This window comes from Pseudomonas sp. SF2 (assembly GCF_036858055.1).
In the GTDB taxonomy this organism is placed as follows: Bacteria; Pseudomonadota; Gammaproteobacteria; order Pseudomonadales; family Pseudomonadaceae; genus Aquipseudomonas.
The window spans coordinates 211,579-230,698 of record NZ_JAMBDI010000014.1; the positions used below are offsets into that span (position 1 = coordinate 211,579).

Sequence of the window (19,120 nt, forward strand, 5' to 3'; positions counted from 1 at the left end):
CTTTACGTGATGATTGCAAAACCCACGCCCCCACGCCGTCCCCGCTGGCGCAGCCTGGCCCTGTTGGCCCTGTGCCTGGCCCCATTACTGTGGCCCCTGCATCACCTGGCCGAACGTTACTACCAGGAAGAACTGGCCTCGCAGAACCGCCAGACCCTCGACCTGTACGTCGCCAACCTGCTCGGTACCCTGCACCGCTACGAAACCTTGCCGCAGATACTCGGCGACCTGCCGGCGCTGCGCGGGGTACTGGCCGACCCGTTGCGCCTGGAAGCGGTGACCAACGCCAACCGCCTGCTCAAGGACATCGTCCAGCAGACCGGCGCCGAGGTGATGTACCTGATGGACGTCAACGGCAACACCCTGGCCGCCTCCAACTGGGACAAACGCGACAGCTTCGTCGGCCGCAACTTCGCTTTCCGCCCTTACTTCAACGAAGCCATGGCCGGCCGCCTGGGGCGCTTCTTCGGCCAGGGCACCACATCGGCCAAGCGCGGCTACTTCTTTGCCGCCGCCGTGCATGACCGTGAACGCATCGTTGGCGTACTGGTGGTCAAGGTCGACCTCGACCACACCGAAACCCTGTGGGGCCGCACCCCCGAGCAGCTGTTGCTGACCGACCACAATGGCGTGGTCATCCTGACCTCGCGGCCCGACTGGCGCTTCCGCGCGACCCGCGCGCTGACCGATGCCGAGCGCCAGGCCATCATCGCCATCCAGCCCTACCCGACCCAGGCCCCGCAACCGCTGGTGCTCAGCCCGGACGCCTGGATCAGCCAGACCCGCGACATCAAGGAAACCGGCTGGCAGGTCAGCATCCTCGCCCCGCGCACGCTGGTCGACCGTTCGGTGCAAACCGTGATGGCCATCGGCGCTGCCACCCTGCTGGTGCTGATGCTGCTGGCCGGCCTGGTGATGCAGCGGCGCCGTCACTATATCGACCGCATCGACTTCGAGGCCCGTGGCCGCCAGGAACTGGAAAAACGCGTGGCCGAGCGCACCGCCGACCTCGAAGGCCTCAACACCCGGCTCAAGAGCGCCGTGCTGGAGCGCGAGAACGCCCAACAGGAGGCCGTACGCGCCCAGGATGAGCTGGTGCAGGCCGGCAAGCTGTCAGTGCTTGGCACCATGTCGGCCAGCATCAGCCACGAGCTCAACCAGCCGCTGGCCGCCATCCGCAGCTATGCGGAAAACGCCGAGATCCTGCTTGACCACCAGCGTATCGAAGACGCCCGCGGCAACCTCAAGCTGATCGGCGAGCTGACCGGGCGCATGGCCTCGATCATTGCCCACCTGCGCGCCTTCGCCCGCCGTGACCGCCACGCCCCGGAGAGCGTGGCCCTGCAGCCGGCCCTGGACGACGCCCTGGCGCTGCTGGCCAAGCGCCGCCGGGCAATGGCCGTCGAGCTGATCCGCGACCTGCCGGAAGCCACCTTGTGGGTGCAGGCCGGTGAGACCCGCTTGCGCCAGGTGCTCGGCAACCTGCTGGCCAATGCCCTCGACGCCCTGACCGAAAAGGCCAACCCGCGCCGCCTGTGGCTAAGTGCCGAGCAGCGCGATGACTGCGTCTACCTGTACATTCGCGACAACGGCCCCGGCTTCAGCCGCCAGGCCCTGGAGCACGCCAAGGAGCCGTTCTTCACCACCAAGACCCGCACCCAGGGCCTGGGCCTGGGCCTGGCCATCTGCGAAAGCCTGATGCGCGCCCTGGGCGGTGAACTGCTGCTGGCCAACCACCCGGAAGGTGGCGCACTGCTGACCCTGCAGCTGCGTGTGGCCGCGCCTGGCGCTACTTTGCCCAATTCGGAGGACCCCTCGGCATGACCACCGAGACACTGATCGACAGCCGAGCCCAGGTCATCCTGGTCGACGACGACCCCCACCTGCGCCAGGCCCTGAGCCAGACCCTGGACCTGGCCGGGCTCAAGGTGGTCGCCCTGGCTGATGCCCAGGGCCTGGCAGACCGCATCGAGGCCGACTGGCCCGGCGTGGTGGTCAGCGACATCCGCATGCCGGGCATCGATGGCCTGCAGCTGCTGGAACAACTGCACGGTCGTGACAACGAGCTGCCGGTGTTGCTGATCACTGGCCACGGTGATGTGCCGCTGGCGGTGCAGGCGATGCGCGCCGGCGCCTATGACTTCCTGGAAAAGCCCTTTGCCAGCGACGCCCTGCTCGACAGCGTGCGCCGTGCCCTGGCCCTGCGCCGCCTGGTGCTGGACAACCGCAGCTTGCGCCTGGCCCTTAGCGACCGCCAGCAACTGGCCACCCGCCTGGTGGGCCAGTCGCCGGCCATGCAGCGCCTGCGCGAGCAGATCGGCGCCCTGGCCGGCACCCGCGCCGATGTGCTGATCCTGGGTGAGACCGGTGCCGGCAAAGAAGTGGTGGCCCGCGCCCTGCACGACCTGTCCAGCCGCCGCGACGGGCCGTTCGTGGCGATCAACGCTGGCGCACTGGCCGAGTCGGTGGTCGAAAGCGAGCTGTTCGGGCATGAGCCCGGTGCGTTCACCGGCGCGCAGAAACGCCGCATCGGCAAGTTCGAGTTCGCCAACGGCGGCACGCTGTTCCTCGACGAAATCGAGAGCATGAGCCTGGATGTGCAGGTGAAACTGCTGCGCATGCTGCAGGAACGGGTGGTCGAGCGCCTGGGCGGCAACCAGCTGATCCCGTTGGACATCCGCATCATCGCAGCGACCAAGGAGGACCTGCGCCAGTCTGCCGACCAGGGGCGCTTCCGCGCCGACCTGTATTACCGCCTGAACGTGGCGCCGCTGCGTATACCACCGCTGCGCGAACGCGGCGATGACATCCTGGTGCTGTTCCAGCACTTCGCCGACGCTGCCAGCCAGCGCCATGGCCTGCCGCCGCACAGCCTGCAGCCAGCCCAGCGCGCCATTCTGCTGCGCCACGACTGGCCCGGTAACGTACGCGAGCTGCAGAACGCCGCCGAGCGTTTCGCCCTTGGCCTGGAACTGGCCCTGGACGGCCAGGCGCCGCCTGCGGCAATGCCTTCGGCACCGATGCTGAACGGCAACCTTAGCGAACAGGTAGAGCAGTTCGAACGCTCGCTGATCGCTGCCGAACTGGCCCAGCCACACAGCTCCATGCGTAGCCTGGCCGAGGCGCTGGGCATCCCCCGCAAGACCCTGCACGACAAACTGCGCAAGCACGGCTTGAGCTTCGACGGTGGTAGCGGCGGGCATGACGATCAAGAGGACAACCGTCAATGAACACCGATAGCCTGTACCTGCAGTCCGTCCTGCACGGCGACATCCCCCTGACCCGCGAAATGGGCCTGGAGGTGCTCGATTGGCAGCAGCACACCCTGCGCCTGCAATTGCCGCTGGCGGCCAACGTCAACCACAAGAGCACCATGTTCGGCGGCAGCCTGTACTGCGCCGCGGTGCTGGTGGGTTGGGGCTGGCTGCACCTGCGCCTGCGCGAGTCGGGGATCGATGACGGGCATATCGTCATCCAGGAAGGGCAGATCAGTTATCCGCTGCCGGTTACCGGAGCGGCGGTGGCGCGCTGTGCGGCCCCGGATGAGAAGACCTGGGAGCGTTTCGTGACCCTGTACCAGCGCCGCGGCCGGGCGCGGTTGACGTTGGAGACCACGGTGAGCAATGCCGGAAGCGACGAGCCTGCGGTGAAATTCAGCGGCCAGTACGTCCTGCACCGCTGAAACTGGAAGGCTGTCGCGATCCCTGTGGGTGCGGGCGCGCCCGCGAAGCAGGCACCGCCGGTGTTCGCGGGCTTGCCCGCTCCCACAGGTTCTGCGTAGCTACGAAGAATTGCTGCACCTGTGGAGTCGTCAGATCAGGTTCAGGAAGGCTTGACGCCACGCAGCATTGGCCGCCAACGCCAGGAAATGCGGGTTGAGCAACGATTCCCGCGCTGGGTACCGGAACGGCAAGCCATCCAGCCCGATCACTTCGCCCCCTGCTCCTTCCACCACCCCCTGCGCCGCCGCGGTGTCCCACTGCGAGGTCGGGGCCAGGCGCGGATAGCAATCGGCGCTACCCTCGGCCAACAGGCAGAACTTCAACGAACTGCCGATATTGGCCAGTTCCAGCTCCCCCACCGCCGTCCCCAGCCCCGCCAACAGTGCTTCCTGTTCCGGGCTGGAATGCCGACGGCTGGCAACCACGGTAAAGCGCCCACCTGTAGGCGGCGCGTTGCGTACCTGGATCGGTTGGGCTGCTTCACCGGCCTCCGCACGCCAGGCCCCCAAACCGCGACCTCCAAAGTAGCAGCGCCCGTTGGTCGGCATGGACACCACGCCAAACACCACCTCGCCGTTTTCTACCAGGGCGATGTTGACCGTGAACTCCTCACTGCCGGCAATGAATTCCTTGGTGCCGTCCAGTGGATCGACCAGCCACCAGCGGCTCCAGCCCTGGCGCTCGGCCAGCGGAATGTTGCAGTCCTCTTCGGACAACACCGGGATCTGCGGTGCCAGCGCCAGCAGGCCATCGGCAATCACCTGGTGCGCCGCCAGGTCGGCGGCGGTGACCGGCGAATCGTCGGCCTTGTTGGTCACGGCCACATCGGCGCGCCAGAACGGCAGGATCGCCTCGCCCGCCAACCGGGCCAGCTTGACCACTTCGTGCATCAATTGCAGGTCGTTCATGCTTCCAGCAGCCCCCGCTGAATCAGCAGGTCACGCGCCAGGTACAACGCCGCCAGGGCACGCCCCTCGGTGAACTGCGGGTGCATGGCCAGGGCCGAGAGTTCGCGCAGGTTGACCTTGTCGACCCGCATCGGCTCCGGCTCGTCGCCTTCCAGGCGCTCCTCGTACAGGTCGCTGGCCAGCACCACCTGGATCTTCTGGCTCATGTAGCCCGGCGACAGCGACAGCTCGGTCAGGTGCTCCAGCTGGCGCGCGCCAAAACCGGCTTCTTCCTTGAGCTCCCGGTCGGCTGCCGCCAGCACGTCCTCGCCCGGCTCGATCAGGCCCTTGGGCAACGACAACTCATATTCGTCGGTGCCGCCGCAGTATTCCTCCACCAACACCGCATGCTCGGCATCGAGCATGGCCACGATCATCACCGCGCCGTAGCCATTACCCCGGCCCACCAGGCGCTCGTAGGTGCGCTCGTTGCCATTGCTGAAGCGCAATTGCACGGCTTCGACGCGAAACAGGCGGCTGCTGGCGACGATTTCGCGGCTGAGGACGGTGGGTTTCTGGCGCATGGGGCGGCTCCTTGGCGTGAACGGGTTACTATACCGTGGCTTGCCGACTGATCGAGAATTTCCCATGCCTGTTCTTCCCTGGTCCGCCATCGATACCGTCCTGCTGGACATGGACGGCACCCTGCTCGACCTGCATTACGACAACCGCTTCTGGCTGGACCACTTGCCCCAGCGCTATGCCGAGCTGCACGGGGTAAGCCGGGCCATGGCGGAAATGGAGCTGCAGCCGCTGTTCGAACGCAATGCCGGCACGCTGAACTGGTATTGCCTGGACTTCTGGAGCCGCGAGCTGCGGCTGCCGATCCGCGAGCTGAAACAGGAAATCGCCGACCTGATCGCCCTGCGCCCGGATGCCGACACCTTCCTGGCAGCGATCCGCGACGCGGGCAAGCGCGTGGTGATGATCACCAATGCGCACCGGGATTCGCTGTCGCTGAAGCTGGAGCGAGTTGAGCTGGCGCCGTATTTCGAGCGACTGATCAGTTCGCATGACTATGGCTACCCGAAGGAAAGCCCGCAGTTCTGGGATGCCTTGCAGGCAGACATTGGCTTTGAACCGGAGCGCAGCCTGTTCATCGATGACACCCTGGCGATTCTGCGCAGTGCGAGACGGTTTGGCGTGGGGCATCTGCTGGCGGTGCGCCAGCCGGATAGCCAGGCAGGGCCGCGGGATACCGAAGAGTTTGCGGCGGTCGAGGATTACCGGGAATTGTTGGCAGGCCTGTGAAGGCCTTTTCGCGGGTAAACCCGCTCCCACAGGATCACCACAGGCCTGAACTGTGTGCGATCCCTGTGGGAGCGGGTTTACCCGCGAAGAGGCCGGTACAGGCTGCAGAGATCAGTCAGGAATACGCAACACCTGCCCCGGATAGATCTTGTCCGGGTGCTTGAGCATCGGTTTGTTGGCTTCGAAGATCTTCTGGTACTTGTTGGGGTCGCCATACACCTTCTTCGAAATGGCACTCAACGTATCGCCCTTCTCCACCGTCACGAACCGCGCCGCCTGGGCCACCGGCCCGGTCACGGTGATCTGGTCATCGATACTGGCCACGCCAGCGATGTTGCCCGCCGCCAGGATGATCTTCTCTTTCTCCTCCTGGCTGGCCACCTCGCCCTTGAGGATGATCTTGTCTCCCTCTACAGTGGCCGTGATATTCGGATTGCCCAGGCCGACACTTTCCACGTGTTTCTTCAGCTGCTCTTCGGCATTGGCATTGCCGGGGGTCAGCAGGTCGATCAACTTCTCGCCCGCTTCCTTGACGAAACTGAACAAGCTCATAGCGCTCTCCTTGTTGACGAAACCTCGGACACAGCAGTCTAGGCCAGCTTTTCCCCTCGTGCCCCGTGCGACCCATCGACGCGGTCTATCAAGGCATAGACCCTAGCGATTAGACGCCGTCGGCCCGCACGCCTAGGCTTGTGCTATCCGAAAGCTGCCGATAGCCCCACCCCGATGAACAGCAAACCTCCGGTCTGCGCGGCCTCATCGCCCTTGTCCATGCCCGCCGCCAGCAACAGCTACGACTACGTCCAGCTCAGCGATGCCAGACGCGACAGTACGCCCTTGGCCGAAGAAGTGGCGCTGGCAATCGCCTACAACGGCCTCAACCAGGCGGTGATGCTGGTCAGCCCAACCGACCTGGAAGACTTCGCCGTCGGCTTCAGTGTCGGCAGCGGCATTGTCGAAGGCACCACGGAAATCTACGACCTGAAGCTCTCCGGCAGCGGCTCGGCGATGTATGCCGACCTGGAGATTTCCAGCCGTGCATTCTGGAACCTGAAAAACCAGCGCCGCCAGCTGGCCGGCACCAGTGGTTGCGGTCTGTGCGGGGTGGAGGCACTGGAGCAGGCGCTGCCAGAGCTGGCCGAGCTGCCTGGCGCGCCGTTGCCACCGGCGCAATGGCTGGTCGGCCTGCGTGAGCGCATCGATGCCTTCCAGCCCCTCGGCCAGCACTGTGGCGCGGTGCACGCGGCGCTGTTCATGGACCGCCATGGCGAACTGCTGCTCGGCCGCGAAGACATCGGCCGGCACAACGCCCTCGACAAGCTGATCGGTGCCCTGCTGCGCCAAGGCATCGACAGCCAGGGCGGCCTGGCCATCGTCACCAGCCGCTGCAGCCTGGAGCTGATCCAGAAAGTGTTGCGGGCCGGTATCCAGACCCTGGTCAGCCTGTCAGCGCCCACCGGCCTTGCCCTGCAATGGGCGCGCAAGCACAACCTCAACCTTATCCATCTGCCCAAGCACAGCGCACCGCGGGTCTACAGCCCAGCGGCGGAGTCGTAACACTCGTGACCTCGTACCAACACCTCCCGGACAACACCCCTGCCTCCTCCCCTCGCTACAAGCCCTACCACGGCCCCGCCGGTGGCTGGGGCGCGCTGCGCAGCGTGGCCAAGGCCTGGGTCGGCAGCGACAACGCACTGAAGAACATTCGCGCCCTGCTCAAGACCAACCAGAACGGCGGTTTCGACTGCCCCGGCTGCGCCTGGGGCGATTCGCCGGAAAGCGGCATGGTCAAGTTCTGCGAGAACGGTGCCAAGGCGGTGAACTGGGAGGCGACCAAGCGCCGCGTCGATGCTGCCTTTTTTGCCCGCTACAGCGTCAGCTCGTTACTGCAGCAGAGCGACTACTGGCTGGAGTATCAGGGGCGCCTGACCGAGCCGCTGGTCTATGACGCGCCTAGCGATCGCTACCAGCCGATCAGCTGGGATGCCGCTTTCGCCCTGATTGCCCGCGAGCTGAACAAGCTGGCCAACCCTGACCAGGCCGAGTTCTACACGTCGGGGCGTGCCAGCAACGAAGCGGCATACCTGTACCAGTTGTTCGTGCGCGCCTACGGCACCAACAACTTCCCCGACTGCTCGAACATGTGCCACGAGGCCAGTGGCGTGGCCTTGGGGCAAAGCGTCGGGATCGGCAAGGGCACGGTCACCTTCGACGACTTCGAACATGCCGACGCGATTTTCGTCTGGGGCCAGAACCCCGGCACCAACCACCCGCGCATGCTCGACCCGCTGCGCGATGCGGTCAAACGCGGGGCGCAGGTGGTGTGCATCAACCCGCTCAAGGAACGTGGCCTGGAGCGCTTCCAGCACCCGCAGAACCCGCTGGAAATGCTGACCAACAGCGACCGGCCGACCAACACCGCATTCTTCCGCCCGGCGCTGGGCGGCGACATGGCGATGCTGCGCGGCATGGCCAAGTTCGTCCTGCAATGGGAACGCGAAGCCCAGGCCAAGGGCGAACCGGCCGTCTTCGACCACGCCTTCATTGCCGAACATGGTCATGGCGTCGACGACTACCTGGCGGTGGTGGATGCCACCCCGTGGGAGCACATCCAGGCCCAGTCCGGCCTGGCACTGGCCGACATCGAACTGGCCGCGCGCATGTACTGCCGCGGCAAGCGGGTGATCATGTGCTGGGCGATGGGCATTACCCAGCACCGCCATTCGGTGCCGACCATCCAGGAAATCGTCAACCTGCAGATGCTGCGCGGCAACATCGGCGTACCAGGCGCCGGCCTGTGCCCGGTGCGCGGGCACAGCAACGTGCAGGGTGACCGCACCATGGGCATCAACGAACGCCCACCGGTGGCCCTGCTGGACGCCATCGAGCAGCGCTTCGGCTTCCCCGTGCCCCGGCACAACGGCCACAACACCGTCGAGGCGATCCACGCCATGCTCGAAGGCCGGGCCAAGGTGTTCATCGGCCTGGGCGGCAACTTCGCCCAGGCCACGCCGGACACCGAACGCACCGCCCAGGCACTGCGCAACTGCGAGCTGACCGTGCACATCAGCACCAAGCTCAACCGCAGCCACCTGGTGCACGGCAAGCAGGCACTGATCCTGCCGTGCCTGGGCCGCACCGACATCGACCTGCAGGCCGAAGGGCCCCAGGCGGTAACGGTAGAGGACTCGTTCAGCATGGTCCACGCCTCCAATGGCCAGCTGAAACCGCTGTCGACGCAGATGCGCTCGGAGCCGGCGGTGATCGCTGGTATCGCCGCCGCCACCCTGGGCAAGAAGCCCGTGGACTGGCACTGGCTGGTGGCGGACTATGACCGTATTCGCGAGCTGATCGGCGACACCATCGCCGGCTTCAGCGGCTTCAACCAGCGCCTGCGCGAGCCGGGCGGTTTCTACCTGGGCAACAGCGCCGCCAGCCGCGAATGGAAGACCAGCACCGGCCGCGCCAACTTCAAGGCCAACCTGCTGCCCGACACGCTGCTCCACGAGCGCGTACGCGCCAGCGGCCAGGTACCGGACCTGATCCTGCAGTCGATGCGCTCGCACGATCAGTACAACACCACCATCTACGGCCTGGATGACCGTTACCGCGGCGTGCGCGGCCAGCGCGAGGTGCTGTTCGCCAACGAAGCCGACATCATCCGCCTGGGCTTCCAGCCGGGGCAACAGGTCGACATCGTGTCGTTGTGGGGGGATGAGCATGTGCGCCGTGTGCACGGCTTTACCCTGCTGGCCTTCGACATCCCGGCCGGGCAGGCGGCGGCTTACTACCCGGAGGTGAACCCGCTGGTGCCGCTGGAAAGCATTGGCGATGGCAGCCATACGCCGACGTCGAAGTTCATTGCCATCAAGCTGGAGCGTGCGCGGGACCAGGGGCGTATCCTGTAGGAATCGTGTTGGCCTCTTCGCGGGCACGCCCGCTCCCACAGGAAGTCCACATGTTTCGATTCCTGTGCTTTACCTTGTGGGAGCGGGCGTGCCCGCGAAGAGGCCGGAAGCCCTACCGCAAAAAACAAAAAAGCCCTGTTCCATAGCGGTTCAGGGCTTCGTCATAAAGAGCTCAGACAGCGAAAAAACGATAAAGTTTCATAGTAAATACAGTAAGTTAGAGAATTGTGTACAAGTCGTGTTACTCGTCGGATTTCCGTTGCCAGGCGCGCCTGCAAGGCTCAAATTCGCCTCGTCATCCCTATGAGGCTCTCTTGATGAAGAAGTACTCCTCGATACTGTTGTTGTCTTTCAGCTTGCTCAGCGGCGTTGCCATGGCAGGCGGCACCACCGAGGCCGGCATTGGCGGCGCATTGGGTGGGGTACTGGGCTCTGTCGTAGGCCAGTCCATTGGTGGTAGCACAGGCGGCGCGATCGGCGCTGGCCTGGGCGGCGCAGCTGGCAGTGCAGTCGGTGCCAACAAGCACCAGCGTGGTGAGGCAGCCATCGGTGGCGCATTGGGCGCCGCAGGCGGCAACGTGGTCGGCCGCTCCATGGGCGGCACTACCGGTAGCTACATTGGCGCGGCAGCCGGCGGTGGTGCCGGTGGCGCACTGGGTAACTACATGGGTAAAGAGGCCGACAGAGACGATTACCACGATGGCCGCCGCTACCGTCGTGGCTATGACGACGACCGTCGCCACTGGGACCGTGGCCACCACTACGGCCACCGCAAGCACAAGCGCCACTGGCGCGACTAACGCCTGAGGGCCCTGCCCCGGCAACAAAAGCCCCGCCCCTGCCAGCGGGGCTTTTTTATGCCTGCTGTTCCAGCAGGATGCCAGACAGGATCACCTGCAACGCCGCTGGCAACGCCACAGGCCGGCCGCTGGTGCGTTCGATGAACACCTGCACCACCGTGCCTGCCGCACACGCCTCCGGCTCCCCTGGGCGGAACAGCGCCAGGCGGTATTCCACCGTGCTGCCCGCCAGGCGCGCTACCCCCAGCCCCACTTCCAGCACGTCCGGAAAGCCCGGTAAGGCATAGAAATCCGCCGCCGAACTGACCACGAAAGCCGCCAGCTCGCCGTCACGCAGGTCCAGTTCGGCCTGTTCGACGAGGAACGCCTGGATGGCGGTTTCGAAGAAGCCGTGCACGGTGGCACCGGCAATGTGGCCGTTCAGGTCATTGTCCTGGGGACGGGTGAGGATGGGGTGGAAGTGGGAGAAGGCAGTGCGCTGGGGGGATTCGGTCATCTGGCTGGCTCTTGTCTTCGCGATGGATGCTGACAGTGAAACAGAAAAACCGGGTTTTCGCTGCTTGTGCCGGCCTCTTCGCGGCTAAAGCCGCTCCCACAGGTACACCACCAACGTTGAATGCAGTGCAGTACCTGTGGGAGCGGCTTTAGCCGCGAAGAGGCCGGTACAGGCAGTAGAAAACGAAAAGGCCGCCCGTTGGGGCGGCCTTTTCGTTACAGGCAGGCTCAGCTTACAGCTGCGGGCCAGCGGCCTTGATGGCGTCGGAAACTTCGAACTTCTTGAAGTTTTCGATGAACAGCTTGGCCAGGCCTTTGGCGGCCTCGTCGTAGGCAGCCTTGTCAGCCCAGTTGGTGCGCGGGTTGAGCAGCTCGGTTTCAACGCCCGGAACGGCCTTCGGCACGTCCAGGTTGATGATGTCCAGGTGCTCGGTTTCGGCACCGATCAGCGCGCCGCTCTGGATCGCAGCGATCACGGCACGGGTGGTCGGGATGCTGAAGCGCTTGCCAACGCCGTAACCACCGCCGGTCCAGCCGGTGTTGACCAGGTAGACCTTCGAGTCAAAGCCTTTGATACGCTTGATCAGCAGCTCGGCGTATTCACCAGCCGGGCGCGGGAAGAACGGAGCGCCGAAGCAGGTGGAGAAGGTCGACTTGATGCCGCTGCCCGAACCCATTTCGGTGGAACCGACCAGCGCGGTGTAGCCGGACAGGAAGTGGTAGGCCGCCTGCTCGTTGTTCAGGATCGAAACCGGAGGCAGAACACCCGTCAGGTCGCAGGTCAGGAAGATGACTGCATTCGGCTCGCCGCCCAGGTTCGCTTCGGAACGCTTGGCAACGTGCTCCAGCGGGTAGGCCGCGCGGCTGTTCTGGGTCAGGCTGACATCGCTGTAGTCGGCGTGCTTGTTGGCGTCGAGAACAACGTTTTCCAGCACGGCGCCATGCTTGATGGCTTTCCAGATGACCGGCTCATTCTTCTCGGACAAGTCGATGCACTTGGCGTAGCAACCGCCTTCGATGTTGAAGACCACGCCCTCGCCCCAGCCGTGCTCGTCGTCACCGATCAGGTAACGGCTTTCGTCGGCCGACAGGGTGGTCTTGCCGGTGCCGGACAGGCCGAAGAACAGGGTCACATCGCCTGCTTCGCCGATGTTGGCGGCGCAGTGCATCGGCAGTACGTCGGCAGCCGGCAGCAGGAAGTTCTGCACCGAGAACATGGCTTTTTTCATTTCGCCTGCGTAGCGCATGCCAGCGATCAGCACCTTCTTCTGGGCGAAGTTGATGATCACGCAACCATCGGAGTTGGTGCCGTCACGCTCAGGTTCGCACACGAAGTTGGCGACGTTGAGGACCTGCCACTCGCCACGACCAGCCGGGTTGTACTGCTCCGGGTTGATGAACAGGCAACGACCGAACAGGTTCTGCCAGGCAGTCTGGGTGGTCATCTTCACCGGCAGGTAGTGCTCGGCGGCCGCCCCTACGTGGACGTAGGAAACGAAGTGATCCTGGGCGTTGTTGAACGCCTCGACGCGGTCCCACAGGGCATCGAACTTGTCGGCCGGGAACTTGCGGTTGATCGGGCCCCAGGCAATGGCGTCCTGGGTGGAAGGTTCTTCGACGATGAAACGGTCAGCCGGCGAACGGCCAGTACGGTGACCAGTCTCCACGACCAGTGCACCAGTATCGGCTAGTACGCCTTCACCGCGTTGCAGCGCTTCTTTTACCAGCTCATCGACGCTCAGGTCGGTGTACACGGTGTTGTTGGCTTGCGTCATGAGATACCCCATCCGGCCCGAGGCCGAGTGCTCCAAACGTTTTGTAGTTGTCTTGAAAAAACTACTACAGCGAAAAAAGTGGCCGGATTATGCCAGAAACGCCCAAAAAAAGTAGGCCCCTCCTGTCAGAACTGCGCTTTTGCGCAATTAGACAGGAGATTGTCCTGTGGTTAAACGTTTCAGTGACGAGTTTCTGAGGCTACGTCAGTGCCGCCACCGGCAAACAGTTGCGCCACATCGCTGGCGTCGAAGAAATAGCGCTCGTTGCAGAACTGGCAATCGATCTCCACCTGCCCGCCGCATTCTTCCACCAGCGCCTTGGCGTCGTGCTCGCCCAAACTGACCAGCGCATTGCCGGAACGTTCGCGCGAGCAGCTGCAATTGAAGCGCAGCGGCTGGATGTCGAACAGGCGCACGGCGTCTTCGTGGTACAGGCGGTGCAGCAGGGTTTCGTTGTCCAGCGCCCACTCATCAGCCTTGAGCGTGGTAGCCAATGCCACAACGTGCTGCCAGCTTTCTTCACGCTCTTCATCGTCCGGCTGGCGATCGCGCGGCAGTTGCTGCAGCAGCAGACCACGGGCCTTGCCGCCTTCGGCGTTGAGCCAGAAGCGGGTATTGAGCTGTTGCGACTGGACGAAGTAGTTGGTGAAGCACTCCGACAGGGTGGCGCCATCGAGATCCACGGTGCCCTGGTAGCGTTGGCCCTTGACCGGATCGATGGTCAGGGTCAGGTGGCCGTCCGGCATCAGTTGCGACAGGGTGGCGCCTTCAGGGATCTGCTCGACGTCATAACGCGCCATGCCTCGGATGTCGCGCTCGCCCGAGCACTCCACCATCAGCAGCGGGATCGGCCCTTCCGAACGCGCCTGCAGAATCAGCAGGCCGTCGAACTTCAGCGCCCCCACCAGCAAGGCGGTGGCGGCCATCAGCTCACCGAGCAGCGCCTGTACCGGCTGCGGGTATTCATGACGCGCCAGCACCGCGGCGTAGCTGTCGTCGAGAGACACCCACTCGCCGCGCACATCGCGCTCGTCGAAGATGAAACGTTGGGTGAAATCGGTATCAGGCAGGTCGCTCATAGGTTTTGGCTATCTAAAAAATGATGACAAAATGGTTACAAGGGTTGTCGAAAACTTGCGAGAACCCCGTGGCAGAGCGCTCACAAGGCGCTCCGATTCCTGTTTGCAATAGAGGTATTTTATGGACAATCGACCACTGTTCCAAGCAAGGTGGTCCTGGGGGCCATTGGCAGCCTGTACGCTGCTTCCCATCGCTCTACTGTCTTTCTGGTTATGGCCCATTGGCCAGATCCTGTGCCTGACTTTCGACGAGTGGCTGTTCCACAGCCTGAATGCGCCGCTAGCCGACAACACCACATGGCGCTACATCTGGACCATCGGCAGCCTGCGCCCGTTCGACATCGTCGTCGGCCTGATCCTTCTGGCAGTGCTTATCCGTGGCGACTGGGTGTTCAAGGCAACCCAGGTTCGCCAGGCCTTTTTCGGCTTTCTGGTCACGCTAACCCTCTTAGTGGTGATTCGCGCGCTGTTTTCCAAGTGGGTGGATGCAGCCGGCTGGCAGCACAAGAGCCCGTCGATGATGTTCGACGAGGTGGTGCACCTCAGCGACTACTACCCGAACCTGGAGGCGGCCTGGGAGCTCAAGGACCGTTCCAGCAAGAGTTTCCCGGGGGACCATGCCTCGGTGCTGTTGGTCTGGGCGCTGTTCATGAGCGTGTTCAGCCGCCGCCTGGTGCAGTACCTGGTGGTCTGGGGGCTGGCGGTACTGTTCATGTTGCCGCGCCTGGTGGCAGGTGCCCACTGGGGGCAGGATGACTATATCGGCGGGCTGCTGATGGCGGTACTGGCGTTGGGCTGGAGCTGCTACACACCGCTGGCGGCCAAGGGGAGTGCGGTGCTGATGCGCTGGACGGCGCCGTTGTTCGCGATCGCGGCCAAGTTACCGTTGGTCGGGCGCTTGGCGGTGACCCGCTAGATCCTTGGGGCTACTGCGTAGCCCATCGCGACACAAGGCCGCTCCTACAGGGGAACGCGATTTCCTGTAGGAGCGGCCTTGTGTCGCGAAAGGGCCGCAACGCGGCCCCGGCTATTCGAAGCTGCCATGCAACTGGTGAATCTGCCGCCGCTGCTTCTTGGTCGGCCGCCCATCGGTGGTCACACCCATCGCCCCGGCCTTGCGCATTTCTGCCGCCTGCTCACGCCGACGCACGCTGTCCTCGGTCTCTTCGTACAACGTCTGCGCCTCTGGCGCCCCTCGGCGCACCACCGACAGCGCCTTCACCACCACGGTACGTTCATCGAACCCGGTACGCAGCACGAACTCGTCACCCACCCGCGGTTCCTTGCCCGGCTTGCAGCGCTCGCCCCGGCAATGCACCTTGCCGCTCTCGATCGCCGCCTTGGCCAGCGCGCGGGTCTTGTAGAAACGTGCCGCCCACAGCCATTTGTCCAGGCGAACCTTGTCGTCGTCTTCGGCTTTTTGTGCCATCCCGTTACCTCGAACGCTGTGTTTCATCGAACTGTACTACCGTAACGATCGGATGCAAAAAATCCCCGCCGTGCTTACAGTTCAACACCTCATCCGCAGGGTGCGTTTCGTGAAGACATTTGACCATTTGACTGTGATCGGCCTGCGCGAGTGGGTCGCCCTGCCCGACCTTGGCGTGGCCGGGCTGCGCGCCAAGATCGACACCGGCGCCAGCACCTCCAGCCTGCATGCCACCGAGGTGGAACCGTTCGAGCGCGACGGCCAACCCTGGGTCCGCTTCACCGCACACCTGGGCTCGGTGGTGCAGTTGCGCCACCGCCGCTGCGAGGCACCGCTGGTGACCATGAAAACCATCAAGAGCTCCAACGGCCAGGCCCAGACCCGCTATGTCATCCGCACGTCACTGGCCCTGGGCGATGGTGTGTGGGAGGTGGAGTTCACCCTGGCCTGCCGCAAGAACATGCGTTACCGCCTGTTGCTGGGCTCCAAGGCCCTGATCCATGGCCAGCTGGTGGTCAACCCTGGCCTGAAGTACGTCCAAGACAAACCGGCCTTCCCGGCCACCCTTTCCCCTGTCACAGGTGCTGCATGAAGATCGCTGTGCTGTCGCGCAATCCGCGTCTGTATTCCACCCGCCGCCTGGTCGAAGCCGGTACCCAGCGGGGCCACGAAATGGTGGTGATCGATACCCTGCGGGCCTACATGAACATTGCCAGCCACAAGCCGCAGATCCACTACCGCGGCAAGCCGCTGGAAGGCTTCGACGCGGTGATCCCGCGCATTGGTGCCTCGGTGACCTTCTATGGCTGCGCGGTGCTGCGCCAGTTCGAGATGATGGGCGTGTATCCGCTCAACGAGTCGGTAGCGATTGCCCGCTCCCGCGACAAGCTGCGTTCGCTGCAACTGCTGTCGCGGCGCGGCATCGGCCTGCCGATTACCGGTTTCGCCCACTCGCCGGACGACATCCCCGACCTGATCCAGATGGTCAACGGCGCCCCGCTGGTGATCAAGGTGCTGGAAGGCACCCAGGGCATCGGCGTGGTGCTGTGCGAAACCACCAAGGCCGCCGAATCGGTGATCGAGGCGTTCATGGGGCTGAAGCAGAACATCATGGTGCAGGAATACATCAAGGAAGCGGGTGGCGCGGACATCCGCTGCTTCGTGGTCGGCGACAAAGTCATCGCGTCGATGAAGCGCCAGGCCAAGCCGGGGGAATTCCGTTCCAATTTGCACCGCGGTGGGGTGGCCAGCCTGATCAAGATCACCCCGGAAGAACGCATGACCGCCATTCGCGCGGCCAAGGTGATGGGCTTGAGCGTGGCGGGTGTGGATATCCTGCGCTCCAACCATGGGCCATTGGTGATGGAGGTGAACTCGTCGCCGGGGCTGGAAGGTATCGAAGTGACCACCGGCAAGAACGTGGCCGGCATGATCATCGAGCACCTGGAGAAGAACGGTGGGCCTAATCAGACCCGGACCAAGGGTAAGGGCTGAGATTTTGGGGCCGCTTTGCGGCCCTGGCAATCACACGGCATTACGCGGCAGCAACAACCCCAAAGGCAACCGTACCCGCGCCTCGATCCCGCCACCAGAGCGATTGCGCAGTTCCACATTCCCGCCATGCTGCGCCGCGATCCGCTTGACGATCGCCAGCCCCAGCCCGGTGCCCTTGCCGCCGCGCGCCCGGTCGCCACGAATGAACGGGTTGAAGATGGTCTCCAGCTCCGACTCGTCGATCCCTGTCCCGCGGTCCAGCACGCTCAGCACCACATACGGCGCACTCTCGTCGCCCGACACATAGGCGGCCACCTCGACCCCCTTGCCGGCGTGGTGCAGGGCGTTGCCGATCAGGTTGCCCAGCATGCGCTTGAGCGAAACCCGGCGCAGCGGGAACGGTGGAATCGGCTCCAGGCACAGCCGCACCCGTTCTTCCGGCTGGTTGTACGGCGCCACCACCTCGCGCACCAGGTCGGCCAGGTCCACCTCCTCCACCGGCTCGTCTCGGCCATCGCGGATAAAGGCCAGGAACTGGTCGAGGATCGCGTCCATGTCCTCGATATCACGGACCATGTCGTCACTCAGTTCACTGTCGCTGTTCAGCAACGACAGCGACAGGCGCAGGCGCGTCAGCGGTGTACGCAGGTCATGGGAAACCCCGGCCAGCATCAGCTCACGCTCACGCCCGGCCTGCTCGACATCCTCGGCCATCTGGTTGAAGGCCTTGTACACCTCGGTCATCTCGCTGGGCGTGTCGCTGATCGGCAGGCGCACGCTGCGCCCCTGGCCCAGCTGGCGGGCGGCGAACACCAGGCGCTTGAGCGGCTGGTTCAGCTGGCGCACGAAGATCCAGGCCGAGGCGGTGGACAACAGGCCGATGGCCAGGAACCAACCCAGCACGTTCCAGATTTTCTGACCACGCAGCGGGTGCGGGTACAGCGGTACCTTCAACCAGCCCGGGCCCAGGCTTGGCGCATTGACCCACAACGCCGGCGGCGCATGAATGCGCAGCCGTACCTCGGTGTCTTCGCCCAGCTCGGCCTGCATCTGCCGTTGGTAGATTTCGCTGTAGGGCCAGTGCTGCTCACCCTCGGGCACCCCCGAGCCGGTGACCCGGATAAGGCCAGCCGCTTCGGCGATCTTGTCGCGGTTTTCTTCGTCGGCCGCCCAATAGGCGCGCAGGGTCAGCGCCACACCGTGGCTGTACTGACGGTCGACCAGCACGTCCTCGTTCATCAACAGGTAGACCAGGGTCAAGGCCTTGGAGAACAGGACGACGATCAACACCAGCCACAGGGTGCGGGCGAAGAAACTTTGCGGAAACCAGAGCGGTGTCTTCATCGACTGCGCGGCATCATTTACCGGCGTTTCCGTCCGGCACGAACACGTAGCCCACGCCCCAGACAGTCTGGATATAACGCGGCTTGGACGGGTCCGGCTCGATCATGCGGCGCAGACGCGAGATCTGCACGTCGATGGAGCGTTCCAGCGCATCCCACTCGCGGCCACGGGCCAGGTTCATCAGCTTGTCGCGGGTCAGCGGCTCGCGTGCATGCATCACCAGTGCCTTGAGCACAGCGAACTCGCCGGTGGTGAGCATGTGCACTTCGTCGCCACGCTTGAGTTCACGGGTGGCCAGCGACAGCTCGTAGTCGCCGAAGGTGACCGACTCGTCTTCGCTACCAGGCGCACCCGGCACGCTCGGTGCCTGACGGCGCAGCACGGCCTTGACCCGGGCCATCAGCTCGTCCGGGTTGAACGGCTTGCCCAGGTAGTCGTCGGCGCCCAGTTCCAGGCCCTTGATACGGCTGAGCTCGTCGCCCTTGGCGGTGAGCATGATGATCGGGATCTGGTTGTTCTGCTGGCGCAGGCGCTTGCACGCCGACAGGCCATCTTCGCCGGGCAGCATCAGGTCGAGCACCACCAGGTTGAACACTTCACGCTGCAGCAGGCGGTCCATCTGCTCGGTGTTGGGCACCGCGCGGGCACGGTAGCCCTTGCTGGTGAAGAAACGTTCCAGCAGGCTGCTCAGCCCCGGGTCGTCGTCGACGATGAGAATCTTGTCACCTTCAGCGGTGTTTGGCGTGCCGGTCATGAATAACTCCTCTGATATCGCCGCGCATTATGGCGTAGCCATTGCTGCACGTTGCGTGAGCATTGTTAGCAGATTTTTCCCCCGGCGCCAGTTCCGGCTGGCCGGGCGCCATCACCGCAAGC

19 protein-coding genes are annotated in these 19,120 nt (G+C 64.2%); 10 read left to right on the forward strand and 9 right to left on the reverse strand.

From position 1 onward, the window contains the following. Positions 1-9: 9 nt before the first annotated feature. Genes M2S36_RS10460 through M2S36_RS10470 form a run of 3 tightly spaced genes read left to right on the forward strand, consistent with a single transcriptional unit; the run spans position 10 to position 3,682 of the window. Positions 10-1,824, forward strand: coding sequence for a sensor histidine kinase (locus M2S36_RS10460; RefSeq protein WP_063914472.1), 1,815 nt, complete (start codon positions 10-12; stop codon positions 1,822-1,824). Continuing rightward, entirely contained in the window at positions 1,821-3,230 is a 1,410-nt protein-coding gene (locus tag M2S36_RS10465; RefSeq protein ID WP_063914471.1) for a sigma-54-dependent transcriptional regulator, read from the forward strand. Before M2S36_RS10460 ends, M2S36_RS10465 begins: the two co-directional genes overlap by 4 nt. After that, complete coding sequence (locus M2S36_RS10470) at positions 3,227-3,682, forward strand: thioesterase domain-containing protein (RefSeq protein WP_063914470.1); 456 nt, start codon at positions 3,227-3,229, stop codon at positions 3,680-3,682. Before M2S36_RS10465 ends, M2S36_RS10470 begins: the two co-directional genes overlap by 4 nt. Positions 3,683-3,811: 129 nt before the next feature. Here the strand turns inward: M2S36_RS10470 and cysQ are convergent, their stop codons facing one another. Both cysQ and nudE read right to left on the reverse strand, forming a co-directional pair. Beyond that, positions 3,812-4,630, reverse strand: coding sequence for a 3'(2'),5'-bisphosphate nucleotidase CysQ (gene cysQ / locus M2S36_RS10475; protein WP_333957141.1), 819 nt, complete (start codon positions 4,628-4,630; stop codon positions 3,812-3,814). Then, on the reverse strand, positions 4,627-5,193 hold the full coding sequence (gene nudE, locus M2S36_RS10480; RefSeq protein WP_015268611.1) for an ADP compounds hydrolase NudE: 567 nt from the start codon (positions 5,191-5,193) through the stop codon (positions 4,627-4,629). Before nudE ends, cysQ begins: the two co-directional genes overlap by 4 nt. Before the next feature lie 64 nt (positions 5,194-5,257). Between nudE and yrfG the strand changes: the two genes are divergently transcribed. Continuing rightward, positions 5,258-5,920: a GMP/IMP nucleotidase gene (gene yrfG, locus M2S36_RS10485; protein WP_063914468.1), complete on the forward strand. Its 663-nt coding sequence runs from the start codon at positions 5,258-5,260 to the stop codon at positions 5,918-5,920. Positions 5,921-6,031: 111 nt separating this feature from the next. Here yrfG and lysM read toward each other — a convergent pair whose 3' ends face one another. Beyond that, positions 6,032-6,472 (reverse strand): peptidoglycan-binding protein LysM, encoded by a 441-nt coding sequence (lysM, locus tag M2S36_RS10490; RefSeq protein ID WP_207833138.1) that lies wholly within the window; start codon positions 6,470-6,472, stop codon positions 6,032-6,034. Positions 6,473-6,646: 174 nt separating this feature from the next. On the opposite strand from lysM, the gene fdhD reads away from it, so the two are divergent. The 3 genes from fdhD to M2S36_RS10505 all read left to right on the forward strand — a co-directional run bounded on the left by fdhD (position 6,647) and on the right by M2S36_RS10505 (position 10,628). Further along, positions 6,647-7,477, forward strand: coding sequence for a formate dehydrogenase accessory sulfurtransferase FdhD (gene fdhD / locus M2S36_RS10495; RefSeq protein ID WP_207833136.1), 831 nt, complete (start codon positions 6,647-6,649; stop codon positions 7,475-7,477). A 5-nt stretch (positions 7,478-7,482) separates the two neighbouring features. Further along, complete coding sequence (locus M2S36_RS10500) at positions 7,483-9,828, forward strand: FdhF/YdeP family oxidoreductase (protein WP_333957142.1); 2,346 nt, start codon at positions 7,483-7,485, stop codon at positions 9,826-9,828. Between the two features lie 317 nt (positions 9,829-10,145). Beyond that, positions 10,146-10,628, forward strand: a complete 483-nt coding sequence (locus M2S36_RS10505) for a glycine zipper domain-containing protein (RefSeq protein WP_063914464.1) — start codon at positions 10,146-10,148, stop codon at positions 10,626-10,628. A 55-nt stretch (positions 10,629-10,683) separates the two neighbouring features. Here M2S36_RS10505 and M2S36_RS10510 read toward each other — a convergent pair whose 3' ends face one another. The 3 genes from M2S36_RS10510 to hslO all read right to left on the reverse strand — a co-directional run bounded on the left by M2S36_RS10510 (position 10,684) and on the right by hslO (position 13,977). Beyond that, entirely contained in the window at positions 10,684-11,124 is a 441-nt protein-coding gene (locus M2S36_RS10510) for an acyl-CoA thioesterase (protein ID WP_207833132.1), read from the reverse strand. Between the two features lie 232 nt (positions 11,125-11,356). Further along, positions 11,357-12,898: a phosphoenolpyruvate carboxykinase gene (locus tag M2S36_RS10515; RefSeq protein WP_063914462.1), complete on the reverse strand. Its 1,542-nt coding sequence runs from the start codon at positions 12,896-12,898 to the stop codon at positions 11,357-11,359. Positions 12,899-13,077: 179 nt separating this feature from the next. Further along, a complete protein-coding gene (hslO, locus tag M2S36_RS10520; protein ID WP_333957144.1) occupies positions 13,078-13,977 on the reverse strand; it encodes an Hsp33 family molecular chaperone HslO in 900 nt (299 codons plus the stop codon). 121 nt (positions 13,978-14,098) lie between these two features. Between hslO and M2S36_RS10525 the strand changes: the two genes are divergently transcribed. After that, entirely contained in the window at positions 14,099-14,893 is a 795-nt protein-coding gene (locus tag M2S36_RS10525; RefSeq protein ID WP_063914460.1) for a phosphatase PAP2 family protein, read from the forward strand. A 111-nt stretch (positions 14,894-15,004) separates the two neighbouring features. Here M2S36_RS10525 and M2S36_RS10530 read toward each other — a convergent pair whose 3' ends face one another. Continuing rightward, on the reverse strand, positions 15,005-15,406 hold the full coding sequence (locus tag M2S36_RS10530) for an RNA-binding S4 domain-containing protein (protein ID WP_207833126.1): 402 nt from the start codon (positions 15,404-15,406) through the stop codon (positions 15,005-15,007). Between the two features lie 109 nt (positions 15,407-15,515). Between M2S36_RS10530 and rimB the strand changes: the two genes are divergently transcribed. Both rimB and rimK read left to right on the forward strand, forming a co-directional pair. Next, positions 15,516-15,998, forward strand: coding sequence for a retropepsin-like aspartic endopeptidase RimB (rimB, locus tag M2S36_RS10535; RefSeq protein WP_041166351.1), 483 nt, complete (start codon positions 15,516-15,518; stop codon positions 15,996-15,998). Then, positions 15,995-16,900 (forward strand): 30S ribosomal protein S6--L-glutamate ligase, encoded by a 906-nt coding sequence (gene rimK / locus M2S36_RS10540; RefSeq protein WP_015268602.1) that lies wholly within the window; start codon positions 15,995-15,997, stop codon positions 16,898-16,900. The genes rimB and rimK overlap by 4 nt, the downstream gene beginning before the upstream one ends. A gap of 30 nt (positions 16,901-16,930) precedes the next feature. Here rimK and M2S36_RS10545 read toward each other — a convergent pair whose 3' ends face one another. Then, complete coding sequence (locus M2S36_RS10545) at positions 16,931-18,244, reverse strand: ATP-binding protein (protein ID WP_063914459.1); 1,314 nt, start codon at positions 18,242-18,244, stop codon at positions 16,931-16,933. A gap of 13 nt (positions 18,245-18,257) precedes the next feature. Continuing rightward, positions 18,258-18,998, reverse strand: a complete 741-nt coding sequence (gene ompR / locus M2S36_RS10550; RefSeq protein WP_012270052.1) for an osmolarity response regulator transcription factor OmpR — start codon at positions 18,996-18,998, stop codon at positions 18,258-18,260. Positions 18,999-19,120 lie beyond the last annotated feature (122 nt).